A 25,187-nucleotide genomic window follows, 5' to 3' on the forward strand; every position below is an offset into this window, starting at 1 on the left:
CCATGAGCCGCAAGCGGGGTCTTTCGGCCGAAGACAAGGCACTATGGTCCCGTGTCGCGGCGACGATCGCGCCGATGCAGCCTTTGCGCAAGGATCCCAAGCCGGAGCCTCCGCCCAAGCCCGCAAGCGTGATTGCGAAAGCCGCAGCCGCCTTTGCTCCGGCCCCGCTGCCGCCGTCCTTCCGGATCGGCGGTTTTTCCGTGCCGTCGGAGCCTCTGGGCCGCAATCCCCGCATCAATCAGGATCTCGCGCCCAAACCGGGCGAGCGTCTCGCCGCCCAGCCCCTGCGCATGGATGCCAAGACACATCGCCATATGACGCGCGGCAAGCTGCGTCCCGAGGCGCGCATCGACCTTCACGGCATGACGCTGGCCGTGGCCCAGCCCGCGCTGATCAATTTCGTCATGGGCGCGCATAGCCGCGGCAGCCGTCTGGTTCTTGTGATCACGGGCAAGGGCAAAGCGGGAGGCCCCGATGCGCCTCTGCCGATCCGGCCGGGCGCGCTGCGTCACAACGTGCCGCACTGGCTGCAGATGATGCCGCTGGCACCCTTGGTCCTTCAGGTCACCCCCGCGCACCGCAGCCACGGCGGCGAGGGCGCCTATTACGTCTATCTGCGGAAGTAATCCGCCGCATATTGATCGGGCAGCAGCACGACCTGCGCCGCGCGCTCGACCGTCAGCGCCGCCCCAGTAAACAGCCCGACACGCCCGCCCGCATCATTGGCGAAGGCAGAACCGATATCGCCGGCCCGTGTCAGGATCGACAGCAGCGCGGGAGAGCTGGCCGCATCGAAATGGCCGCTGCCGGTATTGAATGCGGCCGTATCGACCAGCATCACCTCGAGATCAGAGACCCGCCGCGCGTCCTGCAAGCTGCCCAGACGCACCGGCTCGCCCGACAGACGCGCCGAAAGCTGCAACGCGCTATCCTTGGAGGAGGTGAAAATCAGGAAGGGCTGGGGCAGCTTGCCGATCGCCTTGGCCTGCATGCGGAAAACATCGACATCGATATCGGGCGAGAACAGCACCACGCCGCCGATCTTGTCGAGTTCCTTGCGTTTGCCGCCGATCGCCATCTGGCGCAAGGTCTCCATCACCAGTTCGGTGCCCATGGAATGCCCGACCAGCACGACCTGACGTGCCCCGGCCGCTTGGGTATCCTCGATCATCTGTTGCAGCCCGTCGCGTGAAAACAGCACGGAATCGCGATCGGCCGCATAGGCCAGCGTCTGCCCGCGCGAGGGCCATGCGAAGTGCATATAGGTGCCCGGCATATCCAGATCATGCGCGAATTGCGCGAAGCGATAGAGCCCCTCGGCGAAGGTGTTGTTGTAGCCGTGAACGAAAATCACCGCGTCCCCGTCGCTTTGCACCTGCGGATTGCGCAGCTGCTCGCGCACCGCCTGACGGAAGCCCTCGCGGGTGGGATAGGACAGGCGCTGCGTCGTGAGGAAGTCGGTTTGCGGATTTGCGGGCTGGTCCTTGACGGGGAATTTGATGGTCCCGACCTTGCGTTGCGGCGGAACCGAGACATCGACCCGCCCGTAGCGTACCTCTTCGCTGCGCTCCGGCCCTTCAGAGGCGCGGGTGGTGCCGACCAGAATTTCCTGCACCTCGCCGACAGTAGCGGCAGAGGGATCAACCCTGACCTCGCCGCGCGGCGCGCAGGCTGACAGAATGATAACAAATGAAATCAGATACTTGCGCAAATCGACGCTCCCGCCAGCCTGTCTGGACATACCATGCCAAAGCCGGCTCCGGTTGAAAACCGAAATTCGCGCAACCTGAAAGCGTCAAAGGCAGGGACGCGCATTCCGCCCTGCGCGCGCGATCGGGCAGAAGGGAAGGCACCAAAGCGCCTTCCCTTGCAGCACTTACAAAACGTAGCGCGACAAATCGCTCGAGCGCGACAGATCGCCCAGATGCTTCTCGACGAAAGCGGCATCGACCTGAACCGCCTCGCCCGAACGGTCGGGCGCGCTGAAGGAGAGCTCTTCGAAGACGCGCTCGATCACGGTGTAAAGACGGCGCGCCCCGATATTCTCGACCGATCCGTTCACATCCGCGGCGATCCGCGCCAAAGCGGCGATCCCGTCGGCAGTGAAGGTGACGGTCACGCCCTCGGTCGCCATCAGCGCGGTATATTGGCGCGTCAGGGCATTGTCGGTTTCGGTCAGGATGCGGACGAAATCCTCTTCGGTCAAAGCGCGCAGCTCGACACGGATCGGCAGGCGGCCCTGAAGCTCGGGCAGCAGGTCCGAGGGTTTCGAGATATGGAAAGCGCCCGATGCGATAAACAGGATATGGTCGGTCTTGACCGGCCCGTATTTGGTCGAAACCGTCGTGCCCTCGATCAGCGGCAGCAGGTCGCGCTGCACGCCTTCACGCGAAACATCGCCGCCCCGAACATCAGAGCGCGCGGCAACCTTGTCGATCTCGTCGATGAAAACGATGCCGTTCTGCTGGACCGATTCCAGTGCGGCCTCTTTGACGACCTCGTCATCCAGCAGCTTGTCGGCTTCTTCCGAAATCAGCAGCTCGTAGCTGTCGGCCACCGTCACCTTGCGGCGCACGCGACGACCGCCGAACGCCTTCATCAGGCTGCCCAGATCCATCATGCCGCCCATCGCACCCGGCGGCTGGCCGGGGATCTCCATCGCGCCGAGCGGGTTGGAATTGTCCGTGACCTCCAGCTCGATCTCGGTCTTGTCCAGCTCGCCGCGCTTGAGCTTGTCGCGGAACATCTCGCGGGTCTGCTCGCGGGCGTTCTCGCCTGCCAAAGCGGCCACGACGCGGTCCTCGGCGGCCTGATAGGCCTTTGCCTTGACCTCCTCGCGCATACGGGTGCGGGTCTCGACGATGGCGGCATCGGTCAGATCGCGGATGATCTGCTCAACATCGCGGCCGACATAGCCGACCTCGGTGAATTTCGTCGCTTCGACCTTGAGGAAAGGCGCACGCGCCAGCTTGGCCAGACGGCGCGAGATCTCGGTCTTGCCGACGCCGGTCGGCCCGATCATCAGGATGTTCTTGGGATAAACCTCGTCACGCAGGTCGTCGCCCAACTGCTTTCGGCGCCAACGGTTGCGAAGCGCAACGGCAACGGCGCGCTTGGCGTCTTTTTGCCCGATGATGAAGCGGTCCAGCTCGCTTACGATCTCGCGCGGGGTGAGGTCAGTCATAGTGCACCTTTTGCATAGGGAGGCAGGCGGTCCTTGCCCGGGAAATCGGGCAAAACGCGCATCAGTCGGGCCCGCAAAGGAACCCACCACGCGCCCAAAGCGGTAACCGCACCGCCGATCAGGATCAGGACCACGGGCCAGTCCAGCCCCTCGCCGCTCCGCGACGCAAGCGCCCAGATCAGCCAGGCCAGATAGCCGAGGCCCGCAGTCAGAAAACTGCGCCGGTCGATGACCAGCGCGAAAATGGTCATCACGACCAGAACGCATGCCATTGCGACAAACTGCGCCGCGCCGACCAACCCCAGCGCGGTCTGCGCCAGAGTATTAACGATCGCGGGCGCAGCCAGCAGATGCAGCCAAAAGGCCGAGGCCGAATAGCGCCCCAGGCGATGGGGGTCGCGCATATCGAACCACAGCCCTGCCGCCGCAGCCGCCAGACCGAAGACCAGCGTCGTGAAGGCCAGCCGCGAGCCCTGCCAGAGGTCGAACATCACGTCGAAATCCTGGCGGCCCAGAAAAGCCATCGTCTCGTATGGCGCCGCCACGGCCAGCATCACCATCAGCCCGCTCAAGCCGATTAGCAGCATGGTGAAGGGCAGGCGGAAGATGCGGTACCACAGAAGCAGTGCCGCCAATGTTCCGCCGAAGACCGTCAACAGGCTGCCGCGCAGACCGGTCTGTGTCGTCATGTTCGACAAGACCAGCCAGCCCAGCAGCACAAGAACCGCGAGGGCATAGCCGCAAACCAGCACGATCGACGGCAGGACCATCCGCCGCTTCAGGGTGAAGTAGCGCGCAAGCCCCATGCTCAGCACGATGCCGACAATGCTCAGGACCAAGGCATCCCCGCTCATCGCGGCCAATCCCATGATCCCGGACATCAGGATGAGCAGCCCGACAGAGATGAAAATCTCGGCAAAACCGCGAAACAGCTCGAAGGCCTCGTCATCGCGGGCAGGGGCACCGGCCAATCGCTGCGCGGCCAAAGCCTGCACAGAGGCCGCCTGCGCCTCGCTCACCATGCCGGCCGCCACTGCCGCCCGCAAATCACCCTGCGTCACTTCCACCATCAGCCGGTTACCTCCGCGCCCGATCTTTCATGCCGAAATATCCCGGGGGAGTCCGCAGGACGGGGGCAGAGCCCCCATCATGCATCCGAACCCAGAACTTCGACGGTCAGGTTTCCATTGGTATAGACGCAGATGTCCGAGGCAATCTTCATCGCCTTGCGCGCGATGGTCTCGGCATCCTCGCCGCCCTCCATCAGGCCGCGCGCCGCAGCCAAAGCGTAGTTCCCGCCCGAGCCGATTGCCGCGACATCATGTTCGGGCTCGAGCACATCGCCCGCGCCGGTCACCACGAAAATATCGACGCCGTCGGTGACGATCAGCATCGCCTCGAGGTTGCGCAGATATTTGTCGGTGCGCCAATCCTTCGCCAGTTCGACGCAGGCGCGCGCCATCTGGCCGGGCAGGGCCTCCAGCTTCTTCTCCAGCCGCTCCAGCAGCGTAAAGGCATCCGCGGTCGAGCCCGCGAAACCCACCACCACATCGCGCCCGCCGGGCGAGAGCCGGCGCACTTTGCGCGCGGTGCCCTTCATCACGGTCGGCCCGACGCTCACCTGTCCGTCACCCGCGACCACAACGCGGCCGTTGCGTCTGACCGCAAGGATCGTCGTGCCATGCCAACCGGGAAACTTGTCTTCCGCCATGCGATTAACTCCTTCGTTGGCTTTGAAATATGGCCGCACAGGGGCTTTCGCAAGCCGCCACCTCTGGCTAGAGTTCCCGTCATGAGCGAAATCAAGCGTCTGCGTGTCTATCTCGAAGCGCCCATGCTGGAAACGGCACGGGCCGGAACCTTCAACTTCCTCAATCAGGTCAAGGCCGCGGTCACCGAGGCCGGATGGGAACTCGAATGGCGCGAAACCGGCGCCATTGCCCGCAACGAAGCCCCCGCTGAATCCGGCTATGCGTTGTTTCACGCCGAAGCCCCGACCCATGCGCGCGCGCTCAGCTTCCGGCGCGCCTATTTCTACCCGTTCTGGCAGATCGAGCCGCATCAGCAACGCTGGCGCTTCCATGTCGCGACCGAGACTTTCGCGCCGCAGGAACATGCCGTGCAGGAGGCCGAGAGCTTCACCGCCAAGCTCCGCGCCCGCGTCGCCCCCGGCAAGACCGCCAGCAGGGGCAATTTCGTGCTGATCCCGCTCCAGGGCCGCATCCGCATCTGCCGCTCGTTCCAGACCATGAGCCCGATCGACATGGTCGCGGCCGTTGCCGAAACCGGCCGCCCCGCCATAGCCACCCTGCATCCGGGCGAGGATTACTCGTCAAGGGACCGCGAGGCGCTGGACGAGCTGGCGGCGCGCTTCCCCAATCTGACCATCGGCGGCCAGACGGCGGCGCTTTTGCCCGAATGCGCCTTTGTCGCGACCCAAAACAGCGCCGCGGCCTTCGAGGGTTTTCTCTTCGACAAACCCGCCGTTCTCTTCGGCCAGTCCGATTTCCACCATATCGCGCTGAATGTGGCCGAGCTCGGGGCCGCGCAGGCGCTGGCGCTCGCGCCGCATTACCGGCCCGATTTCGCGCTTTATCTGTTCTGGTTCCTGCGCCGCATGGCCGTGAATGCCACCGCCCCCGATGCGACCGAACAGATCCGCACCGCAATGAGAAGGGGCGGCTGGCCCATCTGACCGCCGCCCCCTGATTGTCCGCCCTTTCGGGCGCTCGCCTTCACGTGGAACAGATGCCGGCGACGCATGCGCCGGCATTTTCATGCTCCGGCCGGATCCGTTCAGATCGAATCGTCGATCCAGGCCTTGAGTGCCGCTTTCGGCGCAGCACCGATCTTGTTCGAGACGACTTCGCCGTCCTTGAACAGGAACAGCGCCGGAATGCCGCGCACGCCGAGGGCGGCAGGGCTCTCGGGGTTCTCGTCGACATTGACCTTCACGATCTTGACCTTGTCGCCATATTCGGCGGCAAGCTCTTCGAGCGACGGGCCGATCATGCGGCAGGGGCCACACCATTCCGCCCAGAAGTCGACGACGACGGGGACAGAGGATTGTTTGACTTCGATATCGAAGCTCGCATCGGTAACGGCGGTCGTGGCCATCTGAAACTCCTGTTTCCCATCCGGACGCACCGGATCAATTCTGTTGGTAAAGAGCTAGGAGCCGAACAGCCTCTGGTCAACCCCGACCAGCGATTGATCGAGCAGGTCGTCCCCGATCACCTCCATCCGCCGCGCCTTTGTCCACAGTACCGCAACCGCAACCGCGCGGTCGGGATAGATCTGGCGCAGCGCGGCGCGATAGGCGGCAAGCTGGCGCAAAATCCCCAAAGGCGTGGCGGCTGGACCCTCGGGAACCTCGCGGTTCGACTTGAAATCGACCGCCAGCACCCGCGCCGGCGTCACGATCAGGCGGTCGACCGCGCCGGTGATCACGCCGAAATCGGGGAGTTCGCCGACCAGAGAAACTTCGCGCAGAACCACCGCATCCGCAGGCAGATCGAAGACTTCACCCAATTCGGGCGCGCCGACGACATCCGCAGCCTCGGTCAGAAGCTCGGCGAGGGTCTCGTCATCGGGCAGGCCGCCTTCTTCGTTCGACAGGATGTCGCGGGCCAATTGCTCCCATTCGTCGGGGTCATGGTCGGGCAGATGTTCGAGCAGCAGGTGAAGCCGCGTCCCCGCCAGCATCGCCGCCGCGATATCGCCTTCGACATCCGAGGGTGCGCCGATCACCTTGGCCCCGCCAAGCGCGGTCGCAGCCACCGGACGCGGCGGGCGGCTGCGGGTCTGGGCGGGTTGGCGCAGCCAGTCAGGCTCGGCAATGACGACCTCTTCGCGCGGCGCGGTCTCGGGGGCGCTCTCGGGCCAGTCGCCGTGGCTGAAGCGGCGGATCTCGCCGCCGAAAGGCGCTTTGTGACGGCTTTCGACCATGCCCTCCAGACGCGCCAGCCCGTCGCCGACCTGCGCGTGCCAGCTGTCTTCGCCCAGTCCGACCTCGCCCGCCGCCGCGACGATCAACCATGTCTCGGCTCGGGTCAGCCCGACATAAAGCAGGCGTTTGCGCTCGAGGATCTGGCGCTCGGTCTGCTCGGCGGCGAGGGTCGCGATATCGGCGGGCCGCTCGTCCTTGCGGCCGCGCCAGACCGGTGCCGCACCCGGCACGCGCATGATCTGCGCCTCGCGCGGGGCACGGCGTTTGGCGGCATCGGGCATGATCACGATCGGGCTTTCGAGCCCTTTGGAGCCGTGAACCGTCATCACGCGGATCAGCCCCTCGCCCTCTTCACTGGCCGAGCCGGCCTGACGGCGGACCTCGACCTCGTCTCCCTCGAGCCAGACCAGAAACCCCGTCAGCGAGGGCACGTCGGAGCCCTCGTAGACCAAGGCCTGCGACAGCAGCTCGTCGATACCGTCCTCGGCCTCGGGACCCAACCGCGCGATCAGCTTTTCGCGGCCGTTATGGCGGATCAGCAGGCGCGAAATCATGTCGTAGGGCCGCATGAAGCCGGTCTGGCCCATCAGGTCGGACAGGATCTCGACCGCTTGGCGATGGTCGGATTCGCGCAGGCGCTGCCAGAGATAGGCCTTGCCCTCGCGCCCGACCGCGAGGCGGTAAAGGTCATCCTCGGAAAGGCCGAAAAGCGGCGAGCGCAAAGCCTCGGCCAGCGCCAGATCGTCTTCGGGCGTGGCCACCACCGCCAGCGTCGAGCGGATGTCCATCACCGCCAGCTCGGCCGCCAGCTTGAGCCGGTCCGCCCCCGCCACCGGCAGCCGCGCGGCTTTCAGCGCGCCAATGACCTCGGCGAAAAGATCCGAGCGGCGCTGGACGAGGATCAGCACGTCGCCAGCGCGAATGCGGCGGATCTTGTTGGTCTTGGCATCGAAAATCGGCTGGCCCAACATCCCCGCGATCCCTTCGGCAATCGCACGCGCCAGCTCGGATGTTTCCGAGTTTTCCGCCCCCTGATCGACCGGATCGGTCCAGTCGCCCGGCTCGGGTGCATCGGGTTTGGGAATTGCCGGCCACAGATCGACGCGGCCGGGAAGGGCGGTCCGAAAAGCGATATGGCGCGGCGGATCGCCCAAGCCCCGCGCCGCATCGCCCGCAAAAACCGCATCCACCGCCGACAGGATCGCAGCCGAAGAGCGGAAGGAATGGCGCAGTTCCAGCACCTGCATCGGGCGGCCGACGGCCTCGAACGCCTCGGAAAAACCCTGACGGCGCTCCTCGAAAACCGCGATATCCGCGCCTTGGAAGGAATAGATCGACTGTTTCGGGTCGCCCACGACGAAAAGCGTGCGCTCGTCATCGGCCCGCGCGCCGTCGCCGGAGGTGAACTCGTCGGTCAGCCGCTGGATCACCTGCCATTGCTCGGGCGAGGTATCCTGAGCCTCGTCGACCAGAATGTGGTCAATCCCGCCGTCCAGCCGGAAGAGCACCCATTGCGCCATCGAGCTTTCCGACAAAAGCGCCGCCGTTTTTCCAATGAGATCGTCGAAATCGAGCCAGCCCGCCCCGCGTTTCGCCGCCTCGTAGCGCAGATGGAACGCATGGCCGAACCGCTGCAGCGCCAGCGTGCGCTCGGCATGGGAAAGCGCGAGGCGCTGCGCCCGCGCCCCCTCGACCCGTGCCATGAGATGATCGAGATCGTCCATGAAGGGCGCACAGGCCCCGCTGCGCAGCCCTTTGGTCGGGAAGCTGCCGATCTTGGCTGTAAACGGCTCTTTCGCGCCCGATCCGGTCAGCAAAACCCCTTCGAGAATGGTGAGCTCGGCCATTGCGGGCGCGGCCCAATCGCCATCCGACAGCTTGGCGGCGGCCTTGCTGTCATTGGCGCCGCTGGCCGCGAGAAGGGGGATGATTTTTGTGATCACATCGGCATTCCCGCCGACGAAAACGTCGCGTTTCAGATCGGCCCAGCCGAAACCCGCCTCCAGCCCGGCCATCTCCCAGACAGCCGCGGCATCGGGCGGGGCGTCGAAGCCCTCGAGACCGGCCAGAAAACCGTCGATCTGCTCGCCCGATTGCAGCGTCAGAAGGTCCTGCAGCTCTGGCGCATCCTCGCGCGCCATATCCTCGATGATTTCGGCGCGGATCAGCGTGCCCGTGCGGTCGTCGAGCTCAGAAAAGCCGTGCGGAACGCCGGCCTCGAGCGGAAAGCGCCGCAAAACGCCCGCGCAAAAGCTGTGGATCGTCTGGACCTTGAGGCCCCCCGGCGTCTCGATCGCGCGGGCGAACAGGCGGCGGGCGGCGGGAAGATCGGGTTCTCCGACTTCGCCCAAAGCAGCCAGTTCCTTGCGCAAACCGGCCTCTGGCAGCATCGCCCATTCGCCCAGACGGCGCAAAAGCCGGTTCTGCATCTCGGTCGCGGCGGCCTTGGTATAGGTCAGACACAAGATGCGCTCGGGCGCGGTTCCGGCCAGCAAAAGCCGCGCCACGCGATCGGTCAGCACCCGTGTCTTGCCCGAGCCCGCATTGGCCGTCAGCCAGGTCGAGCGGCGCGGATCGGCCGCACGGACCTGTGCAAGCGTCGCCTCATCCATCGTCATGATCGCCAATCTTCTCGGGGGTCGCGGGTTCGGTGGGCGACCATTCGCCCAGCCGCGACAAGTGGTCGTAATCGCTGCCGTGAGAGCTTTGCTCCATCGCGAGGCGGGCGGTAAAGCCGCGCTCTCCCTGCAGGTATTTCGTGATCAGCGCGACGAAACCGTCCCATGTCTGATCCGCAAAGCCCAAGGGGAAATCGCGCGGCTCGGTCGCGCCCTCGCCGCCCAGCTGAATATAGCTGATGCCGGCAACCTCGGCCTGACCCAGCTTGTCGAAGGCACCGCGTTCGGCCAAAGCGGCTTCGAGCGGGAGCTGCTTGTCGAAATGCGCGATCTGCTTGTCGGTCGGCGGCTTGCCGGATTTGTAGTCGTAGATATGCACCCGCCCGTCGGGCAAAGTGTCGATCCGGTCGGGCCGCGCGGTCAGCGCGAAGTCAAAGCCCGCAACCACCGCCTTGCCGCGATTTTCGATCACGGTGGGCAGACTTCCGGCCCGCAGCCGCGCGGATTCGTCCTTGACCAGCTGGTCGGCGATCCCCGCGATCCGTGCCCGCCAGAAAAGCCGCGCCGAGGGCCAAGGCACCTCGGCTTCGAGCACCTCGTCGGTCTTGCGCATCAAAACGGCCTTGAGCGTCGCGGGATCGGTCGCATCGCCGCGCGCCTGCAAAAAGCCCTGAACGATGGCGTGCAGGACATTGCCGCGCTCGGCCGGATCGGGTTCGGCGCGCAGGGGCGGCAGGCGGTTCAGGCCCAGAACGCGGCGCGCATAGACGGCATAGGGGTCGCGGATCAGCGTGCGCACCTCGGTCACCGACATCACCTTGAGCGCGGGCGGCGGCGGGATCGGCGAGGGGCGCAAAGCCGCCGGACGCTTGTCGCGTGCACGGCCCTGAAGCGCCGCCAGATCAAGCCAATGCTGGCCGCGGTCGCGCATGCCGGCCAAGGCCTCCTTGCCGCGTTGCGCGGGCAGGCCACCCAAAAGGTTCACCAGCCGGTTCAGCCAGCGCGAGGGGATCGTCTCGGCCTCGGCATCGCGGCGCGCGCGGGTCAGGATGACTTGCGGCGAGGCGATCGCCTGCTGGAAGTCATGCGCGGCAAGGCCCACGCGCCGCTCGGGCAGGGTCAGCCCCGCCGCCAGACGCATCGGGCGCGACAGCCACGGATCGGGTTTGAGCGCCTGCGGCCAGCCGCCCTCGTTCAGGCCGGCAAGGATCAGCAGCGGGGATTTCTCGGTCCTCGCCTCGCGCGGGCCGCGGTAATGGATCAGCGGATGGGGGATCGCATCTTCGCGGACGTTCTGGTTGTTCATCTCGCGCGTCAAGAAGTCCGAAAACTCGCCCGGCCGCATGTCGTGGCCCAGATGGGCATGGGTCGAAAGATGGGCCAGAAGCGCCTTGGATTCGCGGCCCGGACGTTCCTTCCACAGCTCGGAATCCTCGGCAGTGCCGGCGGGACCGGCGGCGAGATCACCCGCCAGCGCCACCAGATCGGCCAGCCGTTGCGCCAAGGGACGCGGCGCGCGGTCTTCGCCCAAAGGCGCCAGACGCTCCATCGTGGCGGCCAGCCATTCGGCCCAGTCACGGCGGGTCTCGTCGCGTTTGCTGCCCCATTGGCGCATGAAGTCGCCATCGGGAAAGGCGGGACCGTGACGGCGCAGATCGAGTTCGAGATCGCGCGTCAGGCGCTGGTGTTCGCGCCGCATCTCTTTGCCCGAACCCGAATGGGCGAGCGGATGTTTGAGCAGCACCAGCAAGGCATCGACGGTCAGCGGCTGGCCGAAAAGCCCCGCGACATGCCGCAAAAACAGCCCCGGAGAGGTCAGCGACAACGGGCGGCCGGCGCTGTCGTCGGGGATGATGCTCCAACGGTCGAGCGCCGAGGTCACGCGCCTGAGCAGCCCGCGATCGGGCGAGAGCAGCGTCAGCTCGCGGCCCTCTTCGGCGGCTTCGCGCATGATCAGCGCAATCGCCTCGGCCTCCTCGCCCGGCTGCTCTGCCTCTATCAGGGTGATGCCGGCGGTGGGGCCGACGAGATCGCCCAGATCCGGCCCTTCGGCGATCCATTGATCGGTCACGGGGGCGGGGCGCAGCGCCAGAGACATCAGCCGGTTGCGCGCCGGATCGGGGGCGGAATGGGTCGCGGTCCAATCCCGCGGCGTCCCGAACTCGGCGATGAAGGGGGCGAAACGGGCCTGCGGGTGATCCTCGGCCCGCGTGTCGAGCATTTTCCAGACCGAAGCATCCTGCCAAGGGTCGTAACCCGGCAGAACCACCGCCCCCATCGGCAGCCGCGCCACCGCCATCATGAAATCGCGCGTCGCCCCGAAAGAGCCGGTCGAGCCCGCGACAACCACCGGATCTTGTGGAAGGTTGCGCCCATCACCCCAAGCCGTAGCCATCGCTTGGGCAGCATCGCGCAGCCGCGCCTCGGTATCTTGCGCGGGTCTCGCCATATAATAGCCGGTCGCGATCTTGAGAAACGCAAGCGAGCGCGCCCAGTGCTGGGCATGGTCGGAGGCGTCGATGCGGTCGAGATCGGCGGCATCCAACCCTTCGAGCTGCATTTCCGCCATGAGGTCGGACAGCGAGGCCGCAAGTTCGGGCACGGATTGCCCGCGCGCCAGATCGGGCTGGGCCTTGAGCACCGCATCGATCAGGCGGCCCAGCTCCAGCCGGCGCGCCAGACGCGCGGTGATCGCGCCACCGCCGATTGCCGTCACCTGCTCGATCTTCGGCAAAAAGCGCGGGCCGCGCGTCAGCAAAGCCTCGCGCAGGGCAATCGCCGTCCGGCCCGAGTTCACATAGACCGTGACGCGCGCCATCGCTTCGGGAGGGGTTCCCGCCATGCGCTCGATCAACCCGTCGGCAAGGGCTGCGGCGAAATCCACGCCGCAGGGCAGGGCGAAAAGCCCCGATTGCCAGTCAGCCATTGCGCTCAGCCATACAGAAGCTCCTCGGCCAGCGGAATCGCGTCGGGACGACCGACATCGCCCCAGCCGCCCTTATGGGCGAGGCCGAAAGCGCGGCCATCGGCCAGCATCAGATCCCACAGCCGGTTGAGCGAAAAAGCCGCGTCGCCGATCTCGGCCAGACGCTCGGTCTTGATGATCTGCGCCCCGCCATAGACGAAGTTTCCCTTGCGGGTCAGGCGGCCTTCGCCGTCCATCGCGAAATCGCCGCCTCCGATCCGTCCGCGTGCCGCCCGCAGCGGGATCAGCGCCAGAAGAGCATCCATCCGCGCGGGGTCCCAAGCCTCGCGCAACGCAGCGATCGGGTTCGCCCCCGTCCAGACGACATCGGGGTTGAGCGTAACGACCGGCCCCGCGCCCAAAAGCGGCAGCGCCTTTTTCAGGCCGCCGCCGGTTTCCAGAAGCGCGTCGCTTTCATCGGAAATCGTGATCCCCTCGCGGCCCGCCAGATGGGTGACGATCTGCTCGCCAAGGTAATGGGTGTTGACCACGACCTCGGCGACACCGCCCTCGCGCGCCAGATCAAGGGCGCGGTCCAAAAGCGTGCGCCGCCCGACCTTGAGCAGCGGCTTGGGGGTTTTGTCGGTCAGCGGGGCCATACGCGTGCCTTTACCGGCCGCAAACAGCATCAATACTCGCGGTGCGTCGGACATTGGCTACGGATCCTCTCGATATTCGCGGATGTGGGCGCGGGGATGCCGTCAAGCGCCGCGGCGAGGGGCGCAAGCGCCGGATGGGCGAGGTTGCGCATGATCATCTCCCAGACGCGCGGCATGAAAGCCAGATAGCGCGGCTTGGCGTCGCGGATGCAGAGCCGCGTGAAAATCCCCATGATCCGCAGGCTGCGCTGCGCGCCCAAAAGCGCATAGGCCGCGCGGAAGGCGTCTTCGTCGCGGCCGGTGGCGGCGATATAGCGCGCGATCTCGCGCGCCTCGATCGCGGGGTCGATGTCGCGGCGCGCATCCTGCAGGCCCGAGACCAGATCATAAGCCGGATGGACGATGACCGCATCCTGAAAGTCCAGCAGCCCGAGCGGCGCATCACCCAGCCAGACGAGGTTCTCCGCATGGAAATCGCGCAGCCCCAGCACGGGGTCCACCCCGCCCGCCAGCTCTGCGTGAAGCTCGCGCATCAGCGCCGCGACCTCACTGCCCTTGCCCGCCGCGCCGACCGCTGCCGGATACCATTCGGCGAAAAGCCCGACCTGTTGCGACAGCTCGTCGGCATCGAGGCGCAGCAGGTGGTCCGGCGGCTCGTGGCGGTGGATCTCGACCAGAAGCTCCGTCATGCGGGCATAGATTTCGGGAGCGAGCGCCGGCCGCTCTTCGAGAACGCGGGCGACCAGATCGTCGCCGAGATCTTCGAGCAGCAAGAGCCCCTGCGGCTCGTCGGTCGCAAGGATTGCGGGCGCGTGGAAACCGCGGCCCTGAAGCCATTGCGTCATCGCGACATAGGGACCGCATGACCCCGGCGAGGCATCCATCAGGACCGCCTGGCCCGTCGCGCTTGCAGCCGTGCCTTGCGGCGCGGGTTCGGCATGGGCGTGGTCTTCGAGGCGGAAGTAGCGCCGGCTCGAGGCGTCGCCCGCCAGAGGCACGATCCGCGCCTCGTCCCAGCCCGCGCGGCGCAGCAGCTTCGCGATGGTGACGATGCGCCCGACCAGACCCCAGCGCACCGGATCGCCGTTGAAGGTGATGCGGCGCAAATCGGGGTCCTCGGGCTCGGGCTCGATCATCACGGTCAGCGCGCCGGGCAGATCGCCGCCCTTCTCGGGCCATTCGATCAGCGTGATCGCCTCTTCCATCGCCTCGTCGAGGCCAAGTTCGACCAGCTCGCCGACATCGCCCAGACGATAGAGATCGGCGTGCCAGATCTCGGTCCCCATCGGATCGGGATAGGTCTGGACCAGCGTGAAGGTCGGGCTGGGCACGTCTTCGGCCGCATCGCCCTGACGGGCACGGATGAAGGCGCGCGCGAAATGGGTTTTTCCGGCACCGACCTGCCCGCGCAAGGCGAGCACGTCTCCGGGCTGAAGCACAGCCGCAAAGGCCCGCGCGAGGCCGGCGGTCAGACGTTCATCAGCGTTATGCACAGTCGAAAGAAGCATAATATGTCATTTTAATGAAACTGTTTCATGTGAAACGAGAAAACCCGCTCCGTCACAAGTTGTATGAATAACGGGTGCGTGGCAAAATGTCAGCATAAGCAAAATGCGTAAGCAGGAGCAGGGATGGAAAACTTCTTCAAGCTTAAGGAAAACGGGACAGACGCCAGAACCGAGGTGGTGGCGGGTATCACCACCTTCCTGACGATGGCCTATATCATCTTCGTGAACCCGATGATCCTCGCCGATGCCGGCATGGATCACGGCGCGGTTTTCGTCGCGACCTGTCTCGCGGCGGCGCTGGGTTCGCTGGTCATGGGCCTGTGGGCCAACTGGCCGATCGGCATGGCGCCGGGCATGGGGCTGAACGCCTTCTTCGCCTATGGTGTGGTGCTGGGCCTCGGCTACACCTGGCAACAAGCACTCGGCATGGTGCTGATTTCGGGCGTGATCTTCCTGATCCTGTCCGCTACGGGCGTGCGGCGCTGGCTGATCGAGGGGATTCCCCATTCGATGCGCAGCGCGGTGGCTGCCGGTATCGGCATGTTCCTCGGGCTGATCGCGCTGAAAAACGCCGGTATCGTGGTTGCGAACCCCGCGACGCTGGTCGGCCTTGGCGACATGACCTCGGCCCCCGCCATTCTGGCGCTGATCGGCCTGTTCGCGATTGCGGCGCTGCATGCGCTCAAGGTGCGCGCGGCGATCCTGATCGGGATCCTTCTGGTCACCGTCATCTCGATGGTGATCGGCATTAACCAGTTCGGCGGCATCTTCTCGGCACCGCCGTCGATCGCGCCGACCTTCCTGCAGCTCGACGTATTCGGCGCGCTCAGCAAAGGCTCGGAAACCGGTGGCGCGATGGCGGCGCTGGAAAGCCTGTTCCACGTCGTTCTGGTGCTGGTTCTGGTCGAGATCTTCGACGCCACCGGCACGCTGGTCGGTGTGGCGAAACGCGCGGGCCTGCTCAAGGACGGCCCGATTCAGGACAACCCCGGCCTGAGCCGCGCGCTGATGGCCGACTCGACCGCGATCGTCGCGGGCTCGCTGATCGGGACTTCCTCGACCACGGCCTATGTCGAAAGCGCCTCGGGCGTGGCAGCGGGCGGCCGCACCGGCCTGACCGCCGTCACCGTCGCCGTGCTCTTCATCGCGGCGATGTTCTTCTCGCCGCTGGCGGGCTCGGTTCCGGCCTATGCAACCGCTCCGGCGCTGCTGTTCGTGGCCGGTCTGATGATGCGCGAATTCTCGGATGTGGATTGGGAAAACATTACCGAATCCGCCCCCGCCGTGCTCACCGCGATCATGATGCCCTTCACTTATTCTATCGCAAACGGCTTGGCATTCGGCTTCATCAGCTATGCGCTGATCAAGCTTCTGACCGGCCGCGCCCGTGAAGTGCATCCCGCAACCTGGCTGATCGCCGCGCTCTTCGTGCTGCGTTTTGCTGCATTCCCGGCGGGTTAAACCGTGAAGCCCGCTTCTTGCAGCACAAACGGAACTAACAAATGACACAAATCCGCGCAGGGCAACTTGCGCGGATTTTCAATGGTAGTTTAAGATAGAACCGGCAGTTGCGTATATATTAACTTACGAAGCCATGCACTAGGGTCCCCCTAAATTCGGAGAGATCACACCATGAGCGAGTTTGCCATCATTTGGGAGTGGCTGGCTTTTGCCATCCGCTGGACCCATGTCGTCACAGCCATCGCCTGGATCGGCTCGTCATTCTATTTCGTTGCGCTTGACCTTGGTCTGCGGAAAGTCCCCGGCATGCCGGTGGGTGCGCATGGCGAAGAATGGCAGGTCCACGGGGGCGGCTTCTACCACATCCAGAAGTACCTTGTGGCGCCCGAGCGTATGCCCGAGCACCTGATCTGGTTCAAATGGGAAAGCTACATGACCTGGATCTCGGGGGCCGCGCTCCTGATGGTCACCTATTGGGCCGGTTCCGAGCTGTTCCTGATCGATCCCGCCAAGATGGAGCTGCTGCCCTGGCAAGCGATCCTGATCTCGGCCGGTTCGCTGTCGATCGGCTGGATCGTCTACAACACCCTGTGCAAATCGCCGCTCGGCGAAAAGCCGACGCTGCTGATGCTGCTGCTCTTCGTGCTGCTGGTCGTCATGGGCTGGGCCTATAACGAAGTCTTCACCGGCCGTGCCGTCATGCTGCATCTGGGCGCGTTCACCGCCACGATCATGACCGCGAACGTGTTCTTCATCATCATGCCGAACCAGCGCATCGTCGTGGCCGACCTCAAGGCAGGCCGTCTCGCCGATCCGAAATACGGCAAGATCGCCAAGCTGCGTTCGACCCACAACAACTACCTGACGCTGCCGGTCATCTTCCTGATGCTGTCGAACCACTATCCGCTGGCTTTCGCATCGCATTACAACTGGTTGATCGCGGCCCTGATCTTCCTGATGGGCGTCACCATCCGTCACTTCTTCAACTCCATGCACGCCGGCAAAGGCATGCTGTGGTGGACCTGGGCCGTGACCACGATGCTGTTCATCGCTGTGATGTGGCTGTCGACCGCACCGGCCATGCATGAAACCATCGAGCAGTCAGAGGCACGCCCTCTGACCGCCACCCAACAGGCGATGATCGACACGCCCGGTTGGGAAGAAGCATCAGCAGCGGTCATGGGCCGCTGTTCGATGTGCCACGCCCGCGAGACCTCGTTCGACGGAATCCACATGGCGCCCAAGGGCGTCTTTCTGGAGACCCCCGACGACATCACCCGCGCCGCGCGTGAGATCTATATCCAGGCCGGCGTGACCAATGCGATGCCGCCCGCGAACGTCTCCTTCATGGAGCCGGAAGAGCGTCAGGCGATCATCGACTGGTACAGAGCCACGCCGAAAACCTTCGCCCTCAACTAAGGCGGCGAGAGTGTCGAAAAAGCCCGCCCGGGAAACCGGGCGGGCTTTTCTATTGGAGGCTTCTAGTAGTTCGAGCTCTGGAGTTCGGGCCCGCAACTCCACTGATGCCGCTAATGCCGTTGCTGCGAGGGCGAGCGCACAGTTCTAAGGGCCGGGCCATTCGAGTTGAGAAAGCTCATGAAGACTTTGCCGAAACTCCTCACGTTGTGAGTCGTCGAAATGCCTAAACGCCCAACCTATCTTCAGCATGTCCTCGATGATCCTGACGATCAAAGCCGATAGCTCCTTCGTTCCCGAAAGTTCAATCGACCATAAAGTCGGTGCAAAATGAACAAACTGATTACGAACTTTCGTGTGGAGGATACTCAGGCGCTTCAGCTCGGCATCGCTGATCTTGATGCCCTCAGCGCTGCTTCTATCTCCGGCCGAGTAGGGTGTCCGCACCTTCTTCAAAAGCTCAGGCAAGGGCATCAAAAAGACTCCGGGAGGCACCAAGCTGTGATCAGAAAGCGAACGATCAAGATAGTCCCGCCAATCCTCTTCATTTTTTTTGGTGAGAGCCCCCAAAGGATCAGCGGAGGTCGTGAGGTGACATACGCATGAGCCCTGTAGCGCCGAATGCAACGCCAATAGGACCCACTTCCACGCCAATGGATCTTCACGGGCAAGTCGAAAACTATGGATGACATGCCGGATAGATCCTGCCACGTCATTGACTTCATTTGTTTCGACCCAGTTGGAGTTCACCCGCTACAGGCCCAGCACGTCCAGCATATTGTATTCGCCCGGCCCCTTGTCCTGCCCCCAAAGCGCGGCTTTCAGCGCGCCGCGCGCGAAAATGCCGCGGTCGGTTGCAAGGTGGCGCAGCACGACGCGCTCGCCGTCTGCCGCGAAAATCAGGTCATGCTCGCCCACGACATCGCCACCGCGAATGGCGGAAAAGCCGATGCTCCCGCGTTCCCGCGCGCCGGTGATGCCTTCGCGGGCGGGGGTGCGCAGTTCTTCGAGGGGCTTGCCGCGGCCTTCGGCGGCAGCCTCGCCCAGCATCAGGGCTGTGCCAGAGGGCGCGTCGACCTTGTGGCGGTGATGGGCCTCGACGACCTCGATGTCCCAATCCTCGTCCAAAGCGGCGGCAACCTTGCGGGCCAAAGCCGTCAGAAGGTTCACGCCAAGGCTCATATTGCCGGCGCGGATGATCGGGGCATGGCGCGCGGCCGCCTTGATCTTGGCGAGATGTTCGGGCGCAAGACCGGTCGTGCCGATGACATGGACAGCGCGGGCCTGCGCGGTCAGCTCGGCGAAAGCCACGGTCGCCTCGGGGGTGGTGAAATCGATCACCGCCTGCGCCTTGGCGATCGCGGCAACGGCATCATCGGTCACGGCAATACCCAAGGGCGCACGGCCCAGCAGATCGCCGATATCGCGACCGACCCATTCGCTGCCCGAACGCTCGATCGTGCCCACCAGCTTCATCTTGTCCGAAGCCAGAATCTGGCTGATCAGCATCCGACCCATCCGGCCCGATGCACCCGTGACGACAATTCCCGGCTTTTCCATGGCGTCCTCTTTGTTTGCCCCTTCTGTAACCCGTTGCGGCGCGGCTCGCGACCCCCTAGATGTGGGTTCATGGCACAGAACCGCTCTCATTCAGGATCCGGACCCACGCAGCGCCAGCTGCGCGTGGGCGAATTGATCCGCCGCACGCTCTCGGACGTCCTCATGCGCGCCGAGGTTCATGACCCCGATCTCAACCGCCACTCGATCACGGTGGGCGAGGTTGTGACCTCGAACGACCTCAAGGTCGCGACGGTCTATGTGATGCCGCTTGGCGGTCTGGAGGCGGAGGATGCGCTGAAAGCGCTGCGCCGCAACCAGCGCGAGCTGCGCCACCACATCGCCAAGGCGATGACGCTGAAATATGCGCCCGAGCTGCGCTTCATCCTCGACGAGACTTTCGACCGCATGGACGACACCCGCCGCCTGTTCGCGGACGAGCGCGTGCGCCGCGATCTCGATACGCCCGATGATGACGACGCGGATGACCATGAGGCTTGAAATCAAGCGCAGGCTCGGCCTTGCCCTTGGCGCTTTGATCGCCATGACCCTGCCCGCCGTGGCCGAGGTCTGCGAAAAGCGCCAGTTCGACGGGCAGGGTTATGTCGTCTGCACGCTTGAGGCCGCGCAGGAGCCCGCGCTGAAATTGTGGCTGAACGGCCCCGACGGGACGGTTTTGGGCGATTTCCGCGCCGTGCGCGGCACCTTGCCTGCGGGCGAGGATCTGGCTTTCGCGATGAATGCGGGGATGTATCACCCCGATTATACGCCTGTCGGGCTGTTTCAGGCCGACGGTACAACCCAAAGCCCGCTGGTGACCGCCGCCAGCCGCGGCAATTTCGGGATGCTGCCGAACGGGGTCTTCTGCACGGGCGGCACGCGTCCCTTTCAGGTGATCGAAAGCCGCGCCTTCGGCAAGGCCCAGCCGCAATGCCGCCTTGCCACGCAATCGGGGCCGATGCTGGTCATCGACGGCGCTTTGCATCCGCGTTTCCTGCCCGACAGCGACAGCCGCTATATCAGGAACGGCGTCGGCGTCTCGCCGGACGGGCAGACGGCATGGTTCGCGATTTCCGACCGCGCGGTCACATTCCACGAATTCGGGCGGCTTTTCCGCGACGGGCTGGGCGCACGCGATGCGTTATACTTTGACGGCTCGATCAGCAGGCTTTATGCCCCCGCGCTCAACCGCGCCGATTTCGGGCGCCGCATGGGGCCGATCATCGGCCTGACAGGACAAAAAGACTAATGGCACGCAAAAAGGGTCGCGATATTTCGGGCTGGTTGATCATCGACAAGCCCGCAGGCGTCGGCTCGACCGATGTTGTGGGCAAGGTGCGTTGGGCGCTTGATGCCAAGAAAGCCGGACATGCCGGTACGCTGGACCCCGATGCGACCGGCGTTCTCGCGGTGGCTTTGGGCGAGGCGACCAAGACCGTGCCCTATCTGACCGAAGCGCTGAAATGCTATGATTTCACCGTGACCTGGGGGTCCGAGACCTCGACCGACGACGCCTCGGGCGAGGTGATCCGCACCAGCGACGCCCGCCCCCAAGACGATGCGATCCGCGCGGCGCTTGCCGGTTTTGTCGGCGATATCATGCAGGTTCCGCCGCGCGTCTCGGCCGTCAAGGTCGATGGAGAGCGCGCCTATGATCTGGCCCGCGAGGGCGAGGTGGTCGAGCTGGCCGCCCGTCCGCTATGGGTCGAGAGCCTTGACCTGCTGGAAGCCCGCGACGGCGAGGCCGATCTGCGCATGGTCTGCGGCAAGGGCGGCTATGTCCGCTCGATCGCGCGGGATCTGGGCCGCGAACTGGGTTGCCTTGGCCATGTCCTCAAGCTTCGCCGCATCTGGTCGGGCCCCTTCGAGGCGGCCAACGGTATCGCCTTCGACAAGATTGACCGCGCCAATCAGGCCGAGATCGAGGCGATGCTGCTGCCGCTCAGCGCCGCCCTGACCGAGTTGCCTCAGATGCAGGCCACCGAAATGGGCGAGGTCCGCATCCTCAACGGCAACCCCGGTCAGGTTCTGGGTCATGCCGATTTCGGCACCGAGGTCTGGGTCAGCCGCAACGGCCGTCCGCTCTGCATCGGCAATTACATGGGCGGCGAAGTCCAGCCCTCGCGCGTTTTCAACCTTTGATCCGGCCGACCCGCAGCCGGTCCTAGAACGGGACCGGCGCGTTGAAGCTTTGTGCAATGCCGCCGTCGGGATGGCGGAAGCGCAGGGTTTCCGCGTGCAGCATCAGGCGCGGATGATCGTCGCGCGCCGGCCCTTCGGCATAAAGCGGGTCGCCAAGGATCGGATGGCCGAGCGAAAGCATATGGACGCGCAGCTGGTGGCTGCGGCCGGTGATCGGCAACAGGCGCACACGGCTTTCCGCATCGCTTGCCTTGATCACACGCCAGTCGGTCTGGGCGGGACGGCCGTTTTCGTGATCGACCATCTGGCGCGGCCGGTTCGGCCAATCGACGATCAGCGGCAGATCGACCTGACCCGTCGCCGGCGTCAGGCGGCCGTGGACGCGCGCGATATAGGTCTTCTTGGTCTGGCGCTTTTCGAATTGCAGCCCCAAATGGCGCTGCGCATGGGGCGTCAGCGCGAAAACCATGACGCCGGAGGTGTCCTGATCCAGCCGGTGGACCAGCAGGACCTCGGGATAGATCCCGCGCAGACGGTTGATCAGGCAGTCCTGCCGGTCGGCATCCTTGCCCGGAACCGTCAAAAGCCCCGATTGCTTGTCGACGAGCAGAACCTCGTGGTCGGCATGGAGGATGCGCGGCGGCTCCATCGGCGGGTTGTAGACATAGGGCGCGGTCATTTCGCCACCAGCCGCACGGCAAGGCCCGCGAACATCACGGCGGCGATCTTGTTGACAATGCCCAGCCTTTTGCCGATCACCTGCCCGAAGACTCCCGCGATCACGCCGTAACCCATGGTCACGATCGTGCCGCTGATGACGAACATCAGCCCGAGGCCGAAAATCTGCTGCCAGACCGGACCATAGTCGGGGCGGGTGAATTGAGGCAGAAAGGCCAGCAAAAACAGCACCGGCTTGGGGTTGAGCAGGTTCGACACCATCCCGCGCCGGATGATGTTCCACGGCTTGGAGGCCGCCTGCGCCGAAGGATCGACCGGCCCCGCATTCCAGCTTTTCCACGCCAGCCACAGCAAATAGGCCGCGCCGGCATATTTGATCGCCGTCATCGCCTCGGGATGGGCGGCGACCAAAGCGCCAAGCCCGACCGTGGCCAGAACCAGATGCACGATCACGCCCATGCCGACGCCCAGACCGGCCAGAACACCGGCTTTCGGCCCGCTTTGGATGCCGCAGGCGCTGGCGAAAAACACGTCCTGACCGGGTGCGAGGTTCAGCACCAAGGCACCGGCCATGAAGGTCAGAATCTGTTGGAGCGGTATATTCGCGATGGTTTCCCAGATCATGGATCAAGCTCGTCTTGGCGCCCCGAATGACGGAAAAGCGCGGGGTTTTCTTCGCCGGAGGCCGCAACGGGCAGGCCTCGGCAGAAGGCGGATGTAGCGCGGCGCGGACCTTTGGGCCAGACCAAAGCGGGGCGGGCGGGCGCGAATGCGGCGGGCCTAGCCCTGCGGGAACTGCGGCAGACCGTCGGTAATGTCGTAGTAGTCGCCCTTGTCGGCCACGAAAATATGCCGCGCGAGCTTCAACGGCGCGGTTCGATCCAGCGCACCCGCCGCGACCTCGACCACGGCGGCAGAAACGGCGATGCGTCCCTCGGGCTCGTGATCTTCGCGCCAGAACAACGAACTGCCGCAGGTGCCGCAAAAGCCGCGCATCGCGGCTTCCGAGGAGCGGTACCATTTCAGGTCGCCCTCTCTCTCGACGACCAGACCGACCGCCGAGATCGAGGCCCAGTAATGCCCCGACCATATCCTGCACTGGCCGCAATGGCAGGCGGTCAGCGCGTCGGTGGGGTGGAAACGGCCCGAAAAACCAACACTGCCGCAAAGGCAGCGTCCGGTGAAATCAAATGGCTCCGAACGTGTCATCGAGGATCTCCGTCAGGCGGGATGCATCCTCGGCAGTAAAAGCATCCGGCAGATCGCTGTCCAGATCCAGCACGCCGATCAGGCGGCGGTTCGCTCCGAAAACCGGAATGACCAGTTCGGAACGCGTGCTGGAGGCGCAGGCGATATGGCCGGGAAAGGCATCGACATCGGGCACGAGCTGGATCTCGCCGGTGCGGGCCGCCGCACCGCAGACCCCGCGCGAAAACGGGATCACAAGGCAGCCGTGCCCGCCCTGATAGGGGCCGATCTTCAGCAGTTCCGGCGCGGTCACGCGATAAAATCCGGTCCAGTTGAAGCGTGCGTCGGCGTGGTGGATTTCGCAGGCAAGCGTCGCCATCAGCGAAACCTCGTCGGTCTCGCCATGTGTCAGGCTGCGGATACGGGTGGCCAGATCGGCGTAATCGATGCTCATGACGGCTATTTAGGGGCGCGGGCCGGATTTGTCATCAGCCCCTCAGCGGCGTTGCCCGCCCCAGATCAGCGGCAAAAGCACAAGGAAGCCTGCCAGCAGCGCGGAAATCGTGCGGATATCGTTCAAAAGCCGCCAATGCGGCTGGTAGCTGGTCCATGCCGCGAGCCCCGCCGGAGAGGTCGGCGACAGATCCGCCAGCCCGCGATTGGCCGGAGCCACGCCCCAAAGCGTCGTCAAAAACGCGCCGAGCAGATAGATCACGCAGCCCAAAGCCAGCACGAAGCGCCCCGAGGGCCGCCCGACCAGCGCGATGATCAGCCCCAAAGCGGCAAAAACCACCGCGCCCCAAAAGCCCACCGCATATTCGGCATTCGAGACCGCCTCGTTGATCGACAGCATCGCGGCCATGCCCGCATCTTTGGGCAAAAGCGCCAATCCCGGTACGACCGATGTGCCGAATGCGAAAAAGTAACCACCCATGAGCGCGAACCAAAGCGCGCCGAGTAGGAAGAAAAACCGCATGATCTGCCCCGAGCTGTTTATATTTTTGCGCAATTTTGGCGCAGGCGGGACCGATCAACAACGCAAAGCTTGGGAAACCGGCAAGATCACGCCGGACCCGGCGCGGAGGCGATGCTTTGTGCCAGAATTTTCGGCAGATCCGCGTGGAGATGTTCCAGCCCCTGCGGCTCCCAGCCCAAAGCCCGCAGCCGCGCGCAGATCGGGATGCGCAGAGTGGTAGGATCGGCACGCAGCGGCGGGCGCGAGGCCGTGCCGGTCAGGGCCGCGATCCCCGCGAGGAGCTCGTAATGGTCGAGCACCAGATCGCTGACGTTATAGCTCCCGCCGAAATCGGGATCGGCCAGCGCAACCAGCGCGGCCTGCGCCAGATCCGCGGCGTGAACCTCGGTCGCGACGCGGGAAGGGACACGCTTTCCCGCCAGAAAATCGCGGATCAGCCCCGCCCATTTCTGCGGCTCGGAGGCAGCGAAAACGCCGGTCGGACGCAGGCTCGCGGTGCGGAAGGCGGGCGTGGCCATCGCGGCCAGAGCGGCCTCTGCACGGGCTTTGACCTCGCCGTAAAGATTGACCGGCGCAGGGGGGAGATCGTCGGGCAGAGGGCTCCCCTCGGGGTGGCCGTCATGTACGGCACGCGAGGACAGGAACAGGACCTGCCCCACGCCGCTTTCGCGCGCGGCCTCGAACAGGGCGACCGAGCCCTCGAGGTTGTCGCGCAGAAAGCCCTGCGGGTCATCGCCCTCGCCACCGCGATAGCGGCCGGGCACATGGCTGAAGGCGGCATGGATCAGCGCGTCATGCCCGCGCAGATCGGGTCGGTCGCCCAGATGGTAATCGGGCCGCGACAAGCGCGTGACCGCATGTCCCGCAGCCTCGGCCGCTTGTGCGATCGCACCGCCGACCAGCCCCTTGGCCCCTGTGATCACAATTTTCATGCTGCCGTTTCCCC

24 protein-coding genes are annotated in these 25,187 nt (G+C 64.9%); 7 read left to right on the top strand and 17 right to left on the bottom strand.

Annotated elements, in window-relative coordinates:
- Positions 1 to 2 precede the first annotated feature (2 nt).
- Positions 3 to 626, top strand: a complete 624-nt coding sequence (locus ACFFUC_RS02950; RefSeq protein WP_377683356.1) for a Smr/MutS family protein — start codon at positions 3 to 5, stop codon at positions 624 to 626.
- Here the strand turns inward: ACFFUC_RS02950 and ACFFUC_RS02955 are convergent.
- From ACFFUC_RS02955 to hslV, 4 genes are all read right to left on the bottom strand, one after another.
- The gene (locus ACFFUC_RS02955; protein ID WP_377683358.1) at positions 611 to 1,711 is read right to left on the bottom strand and encodes an alpha/beta hydrolase; all 1,101 of its coding nucleotides are present in this window, start codon (positions 1,709 to 1,711) and stop codon (positions 611 to 613) included. The genes ACFFUC_RS02950 and ACFFUC_RS02955 overlap by 16 nt on opposite strands.
- Before the next feature lie 165 nt (positions 1,712 to 1,876).
- Complete coding sequence (gene hslU / locus ACFFUC_RS02960; protein ID WP_377683360.1) at positions 1,877 to 3,184, bottom strand: ATP-dependent protease ATPase subunit HslU; 1,308 nt, start codon at positions 3,182 to 3,184, stop codon at positions 1,877 to 1,879.
- A complete protein-coding gene (locus ACFFUC_RS02965; protein ID WP_377683361.1) occupies positions 3,181 to 4,254 on the bottom strand; it encodes a hypothetical protein in 1,074 nt (357 codons plus the stop codon). The genes hslU and ACFFUC_RS02965 overlap by 4 nt, the downstream gene beginning before the upstream one ends.
- 77 nt (positions 4,255 to 4,331) lie before the next feature.
- Positions 4,332 to 4,895 carry an ATP-dependent protease subunit HslV gene (hslV, locus tag ACFFUC_RS02970; protein ID WP_377683363.1) on the bottom strand — a complete coding sequence of 188 codons (564 nt, stop codon included), beginning with the start codon at positions 4,893 to 4,895 and terminating at the stop codon, positions 4,332 to 4,334.
- A gap of 81 nt (positions 4,896 to 4,976) precedes the next feature.
- Here hslV and ACFFUC_RS02975 point away from each other — a divergent pair, with 81 nt between their 5' ends.
- Positions 4,977 to 5,879 (top strand): hypothetical protein, encoded by a 903-nt coding sequence (locus ACFFUC_RS02975; RefSeq protein ID WP_377683364.1) that lies wholly within the window; start codon positions 4,977 to 4,979, stop codon positions 5,877 to 5,879.
- A gap of 101 nt (positions 5,880 to 5,980) precedes the next feature.
- On the opposite strand, the gene trxA is transcribed toward ACFFUC_RS02975, so the two are convergent.
- From trxA to tsaE, 5 genes are read right to left on the bottom strand one after another with little or no spacing between them, the layout of a single operon-like run.
- On the bottom strand, positions 5,981 to 6,301 hold the full coding sequence (trxA, locus tag ACFFUC_RS02980) for a thioredoxin (protein ID WP_377683366.1): 321 nt from the start codon (positions 6,299 to 6,301) through the stop codon (positions 5,981 to 5,983).
- A 54-nt stretch (positions 6,302 to 6,355) separates the two neighbouring features.
- Positions 6,356 to 9,751, bottom strand: coding sequence for a double-strand break repair helicase AddA (gene addA, locus ACFFUC_RS02985; RefSeq protein ID WP_377683368.1), 3,396 nt, complete (start codon positions 9,749 to 9,751; stop codon positions 6,356 to 6,358).
- Positions 9,738 to 12,677 carry a double-strand break repair protein AddB gene (gene addB / locus ACFFUC_RS02990; RefSeq protein ID WP_377683370.1) on the bottom strand — a complete coding sequence of 980 codons (2,940 nt, stop codon included), beginning with the start codon at positions 12,675 to 12,677 and terminating at the stop codon, positions 9,738 to 9,740. Before addB ends, addA begins: the two co-directional genes overlap by 14 nt.
- A 5-nt stretch (positions 12,678 to 12,682) precedes the next feature.
- A complete protein-coding gene (locus ACFFUC_RS02995) occupies positions 12,683 to 13,369 on the bottom strand; it encodes a nucleotidyltransferase family protein (RefSeq protein WP_377683372.1) in 687 nt (228 codons plus the stop codon).
- On the bottom strand, positions 13,345 to 14,823 hold the full coding sequence (tsaE, locus tag ACFFUC_RS03000; RefSeq protein WP_377683374.1) for a tRNA (adenosine(37)-N6)-threonylcarbamoyltransferase complex ATPase subunit type 1 TsaE: 1,479 nt from the start codon (positions 14,821 to 14,823) through the stop codon (positions 13,345 to 13,347). Before tsaE ends, ACFFUC_RS02995 begins: the two co-directional genes overlap by 25 nt.
- A 123-nt stretch (positions 14,824 to 14,946) precedes the next feature.
- Between tsaE and ACFFUC_RS03005 the strand changes: the two genes are divergently transcribed.
- Positions 14,947 to 16,284, top strand: a complete 1,338-nt coding sequence (locus ACFFUC_RS03005) for an NCS2 family permease (protein ID WP_377683375.1) — start codon at positions 14,947 to 14,949, stop codon at positions 16,282 to 16,284.
- Positions 16,285 to 16,455: 171 nt separating this feature from the next.
- Positions 16,456 to 17,703 carry a urate hydroxylase PuuD gene (locus tag ACFFUC_RS03010; protein ID WP_377683377.1) on the top strand — a complete coding sequence of 416 codons (1,248 nt, stop codon included), beginning with the start codon at positions 16,456 to 16,458 and terminating at the stop codon, positions 17,701 to 17,703.
- Positions 17,704 to 17,847: 144 nt separating this feature from the next.
- Here the strand turns inward: ACFFUC_RS03010 and ACFFUC_RS03015 are convergent, their stop codons facing one another.
- Both ACFFUC_RS03015 and dapB read right to left on the bottom strand, forming a co-directional pair.
- Positions 17,848 to 18,450: a hypothetical protein gene (locus ACFFUC_RS03015; RefSeq protein ID WP_377683379.1), complete on the bottom strand. Its 603-nt coding sequence runs from the start codon at positions 18,448 to 18,450 to the stop codon at positions 17,848 to 17,850.
- Between the two features lie 3 nt (positions 18,451 to 18,453).
- Positions 18,454 to 19,260, bottom strand: a complete 807-nt coding sequence (dapB, locus tag ACFFUC_RS03020) for a 4-hydroxy-tetrahydrodipicolinate reductase (protein WP_377683380.1) — start codon at positions 19,258 to 19,260, stop codon at positions 18,454 to 18,456.
- A gap of 69 nt (positions 19,261 to 19,329) precedes the next feature.
- Between dapB and rbfA the strand changes: the two genes are divergently transcribed.
- The 3 genes from rbfA to truB are packed head-to-tail and all read left to right on the top strand — an operon-like array spanning position 19,330 to position 21,399.
- Entirely contained in the window at positions 19,330 to 19,758 is a 429-nt protein-coding gene (gene rbfA, locus ACFFUC_RS03025; protein WP_377683382.1) for a 30S ribosome-binding factor RbfA, read from the top strand.
- Positions 19,748 to 20,506: a phosphodiester glycosidase family protein gene (locus tag ACFFUC_RS03030; protein ID WP_377683384.1), complete on the top strand. Its 759-nt coding sequence runs from the start codon at positions 19,748 to 19,750 to the stop codon at positions 20,504 to 20,506. Before rbfA ends, ACFFUC_RS03030 begins: the two co-directional genes overlap by 11 nt.
- Positions 20,506 to 21,399 (top strand): tRNA pseudouridine(55) synthase TruB, encoded by an 894-nt coding sequence (gene truB, locus ACFFUC_RS03035; RefSeq protein WP_377683386.1) that lies wholly within the window; start codon positions 20,506 to 20,508, stop codon positions 21,397 to 21,399. Before ACFFUC_RS03030 ends, truB begins: the two co-directional genes overlap by 1 nt.
- A 22-nt stretch (positions 21,400 to 21,421) precedes the next feature.
- On the opposite strand, the gene ACFFUC_RS03040 is transcribed toward truB, so the two are convergent.
- The 6 genes from ACFFUC_RS03040 to ACFFUC_RS03065 form a co-directional block, all read right to left on the bottom strand.
- Positions 21,422 to 22,078: a pseudouridine synthase gene (locus ACFFUC_RS03040; protein WP_377683387.1), complete on the bottom strand. Its 657-nt coding sequence runs from the start codon at positions 22,076 to 22,078 to the stop codon at positions 21,422 to 21,424.
- The gene (locus ACFFUC_RS03045) at positions 22,075 to 22,701 is read right to left on the bottom strand and encodes a LysE family translocator (protein WP_377683389.1); all 627 of its coding nucleotides are present in this window, start codon (positions 22,699 to 22,701) and stop codon (positions 22,075 to 22,077) included. The genes ACFFUC_RS03040 and ACFFUC_RS03045 overlap by 4 nt, the downstream gene beginning before the upstream one ends.
- Before the next feature lie 156 nt (positions 22,702 to 22,857).
- The gene (locus ACFFUC_RS03050; RefSeq protein WP_377683391.1) at positions 22,858 to 23,286 is read right to left on the bottom strand and encodes a GFA family protein; all 429 of its coding nucleotides are present in this window, start codon (positions 23,284 to 23,286) and stop codon (positions 22,858 to 22,860) included.
- The gene (gene msrC, locus ACFFUC_RS03055; RefSeq protein WP_377683393.1) at positions 23,264 to 23,719 is read right to left on the bottom strand and encodes a free L-methionine (R)-S-oxide reductase MsrC; all 456 of its coding nucleotides are present in this window, start codon (positions 23,717 to 23,719) and stop codon (positions 23,264 to 23,266) included. The genes ACFFUC_RS03050 and msrC overlap by 23 nt, the downstream gene beginning before the upstream one ends.
- Before the next feature lie 42 nt (positions 23,720 to 23,761).
- The gene (locus ACFFUC_RS03060; RefSeq protein WP_377683395.1) at positions 23,762 to 24,241 is read right to left on the bottom strand and encodes an anthrone oxygenase family protein; all 480 of its coding nucleotides are present in this window, start codon (positions 24,239 to 24,241) and stop codon (positions 23,762 to 23,764) included.
- Positions 24,242 to 24,327: 86 nt separating this feature from the next.
- Entirely contained in the window at positions 24,328 to 25,173 is an 846-nt protein-coding gene (locus ACFFUC_RS03065) for an NAD-dependent epimerase/dehydratase family protein (protein ID WP_377683397.1), read from the bottom strand.
- Between the last annotated feature and the right edge of the window lie 14 nt (positions 25,174 to 25,187).

This window comes from Paracoccus cavernae, from assembly GCF_042430175.1.
Classification (GTDB): Bacteria; Pseudomonadota; Alphaproteobacteria; order Rhodobacterales; family Rhodobacteraceae; genus Paracoccus; species Paracoccus cavernae.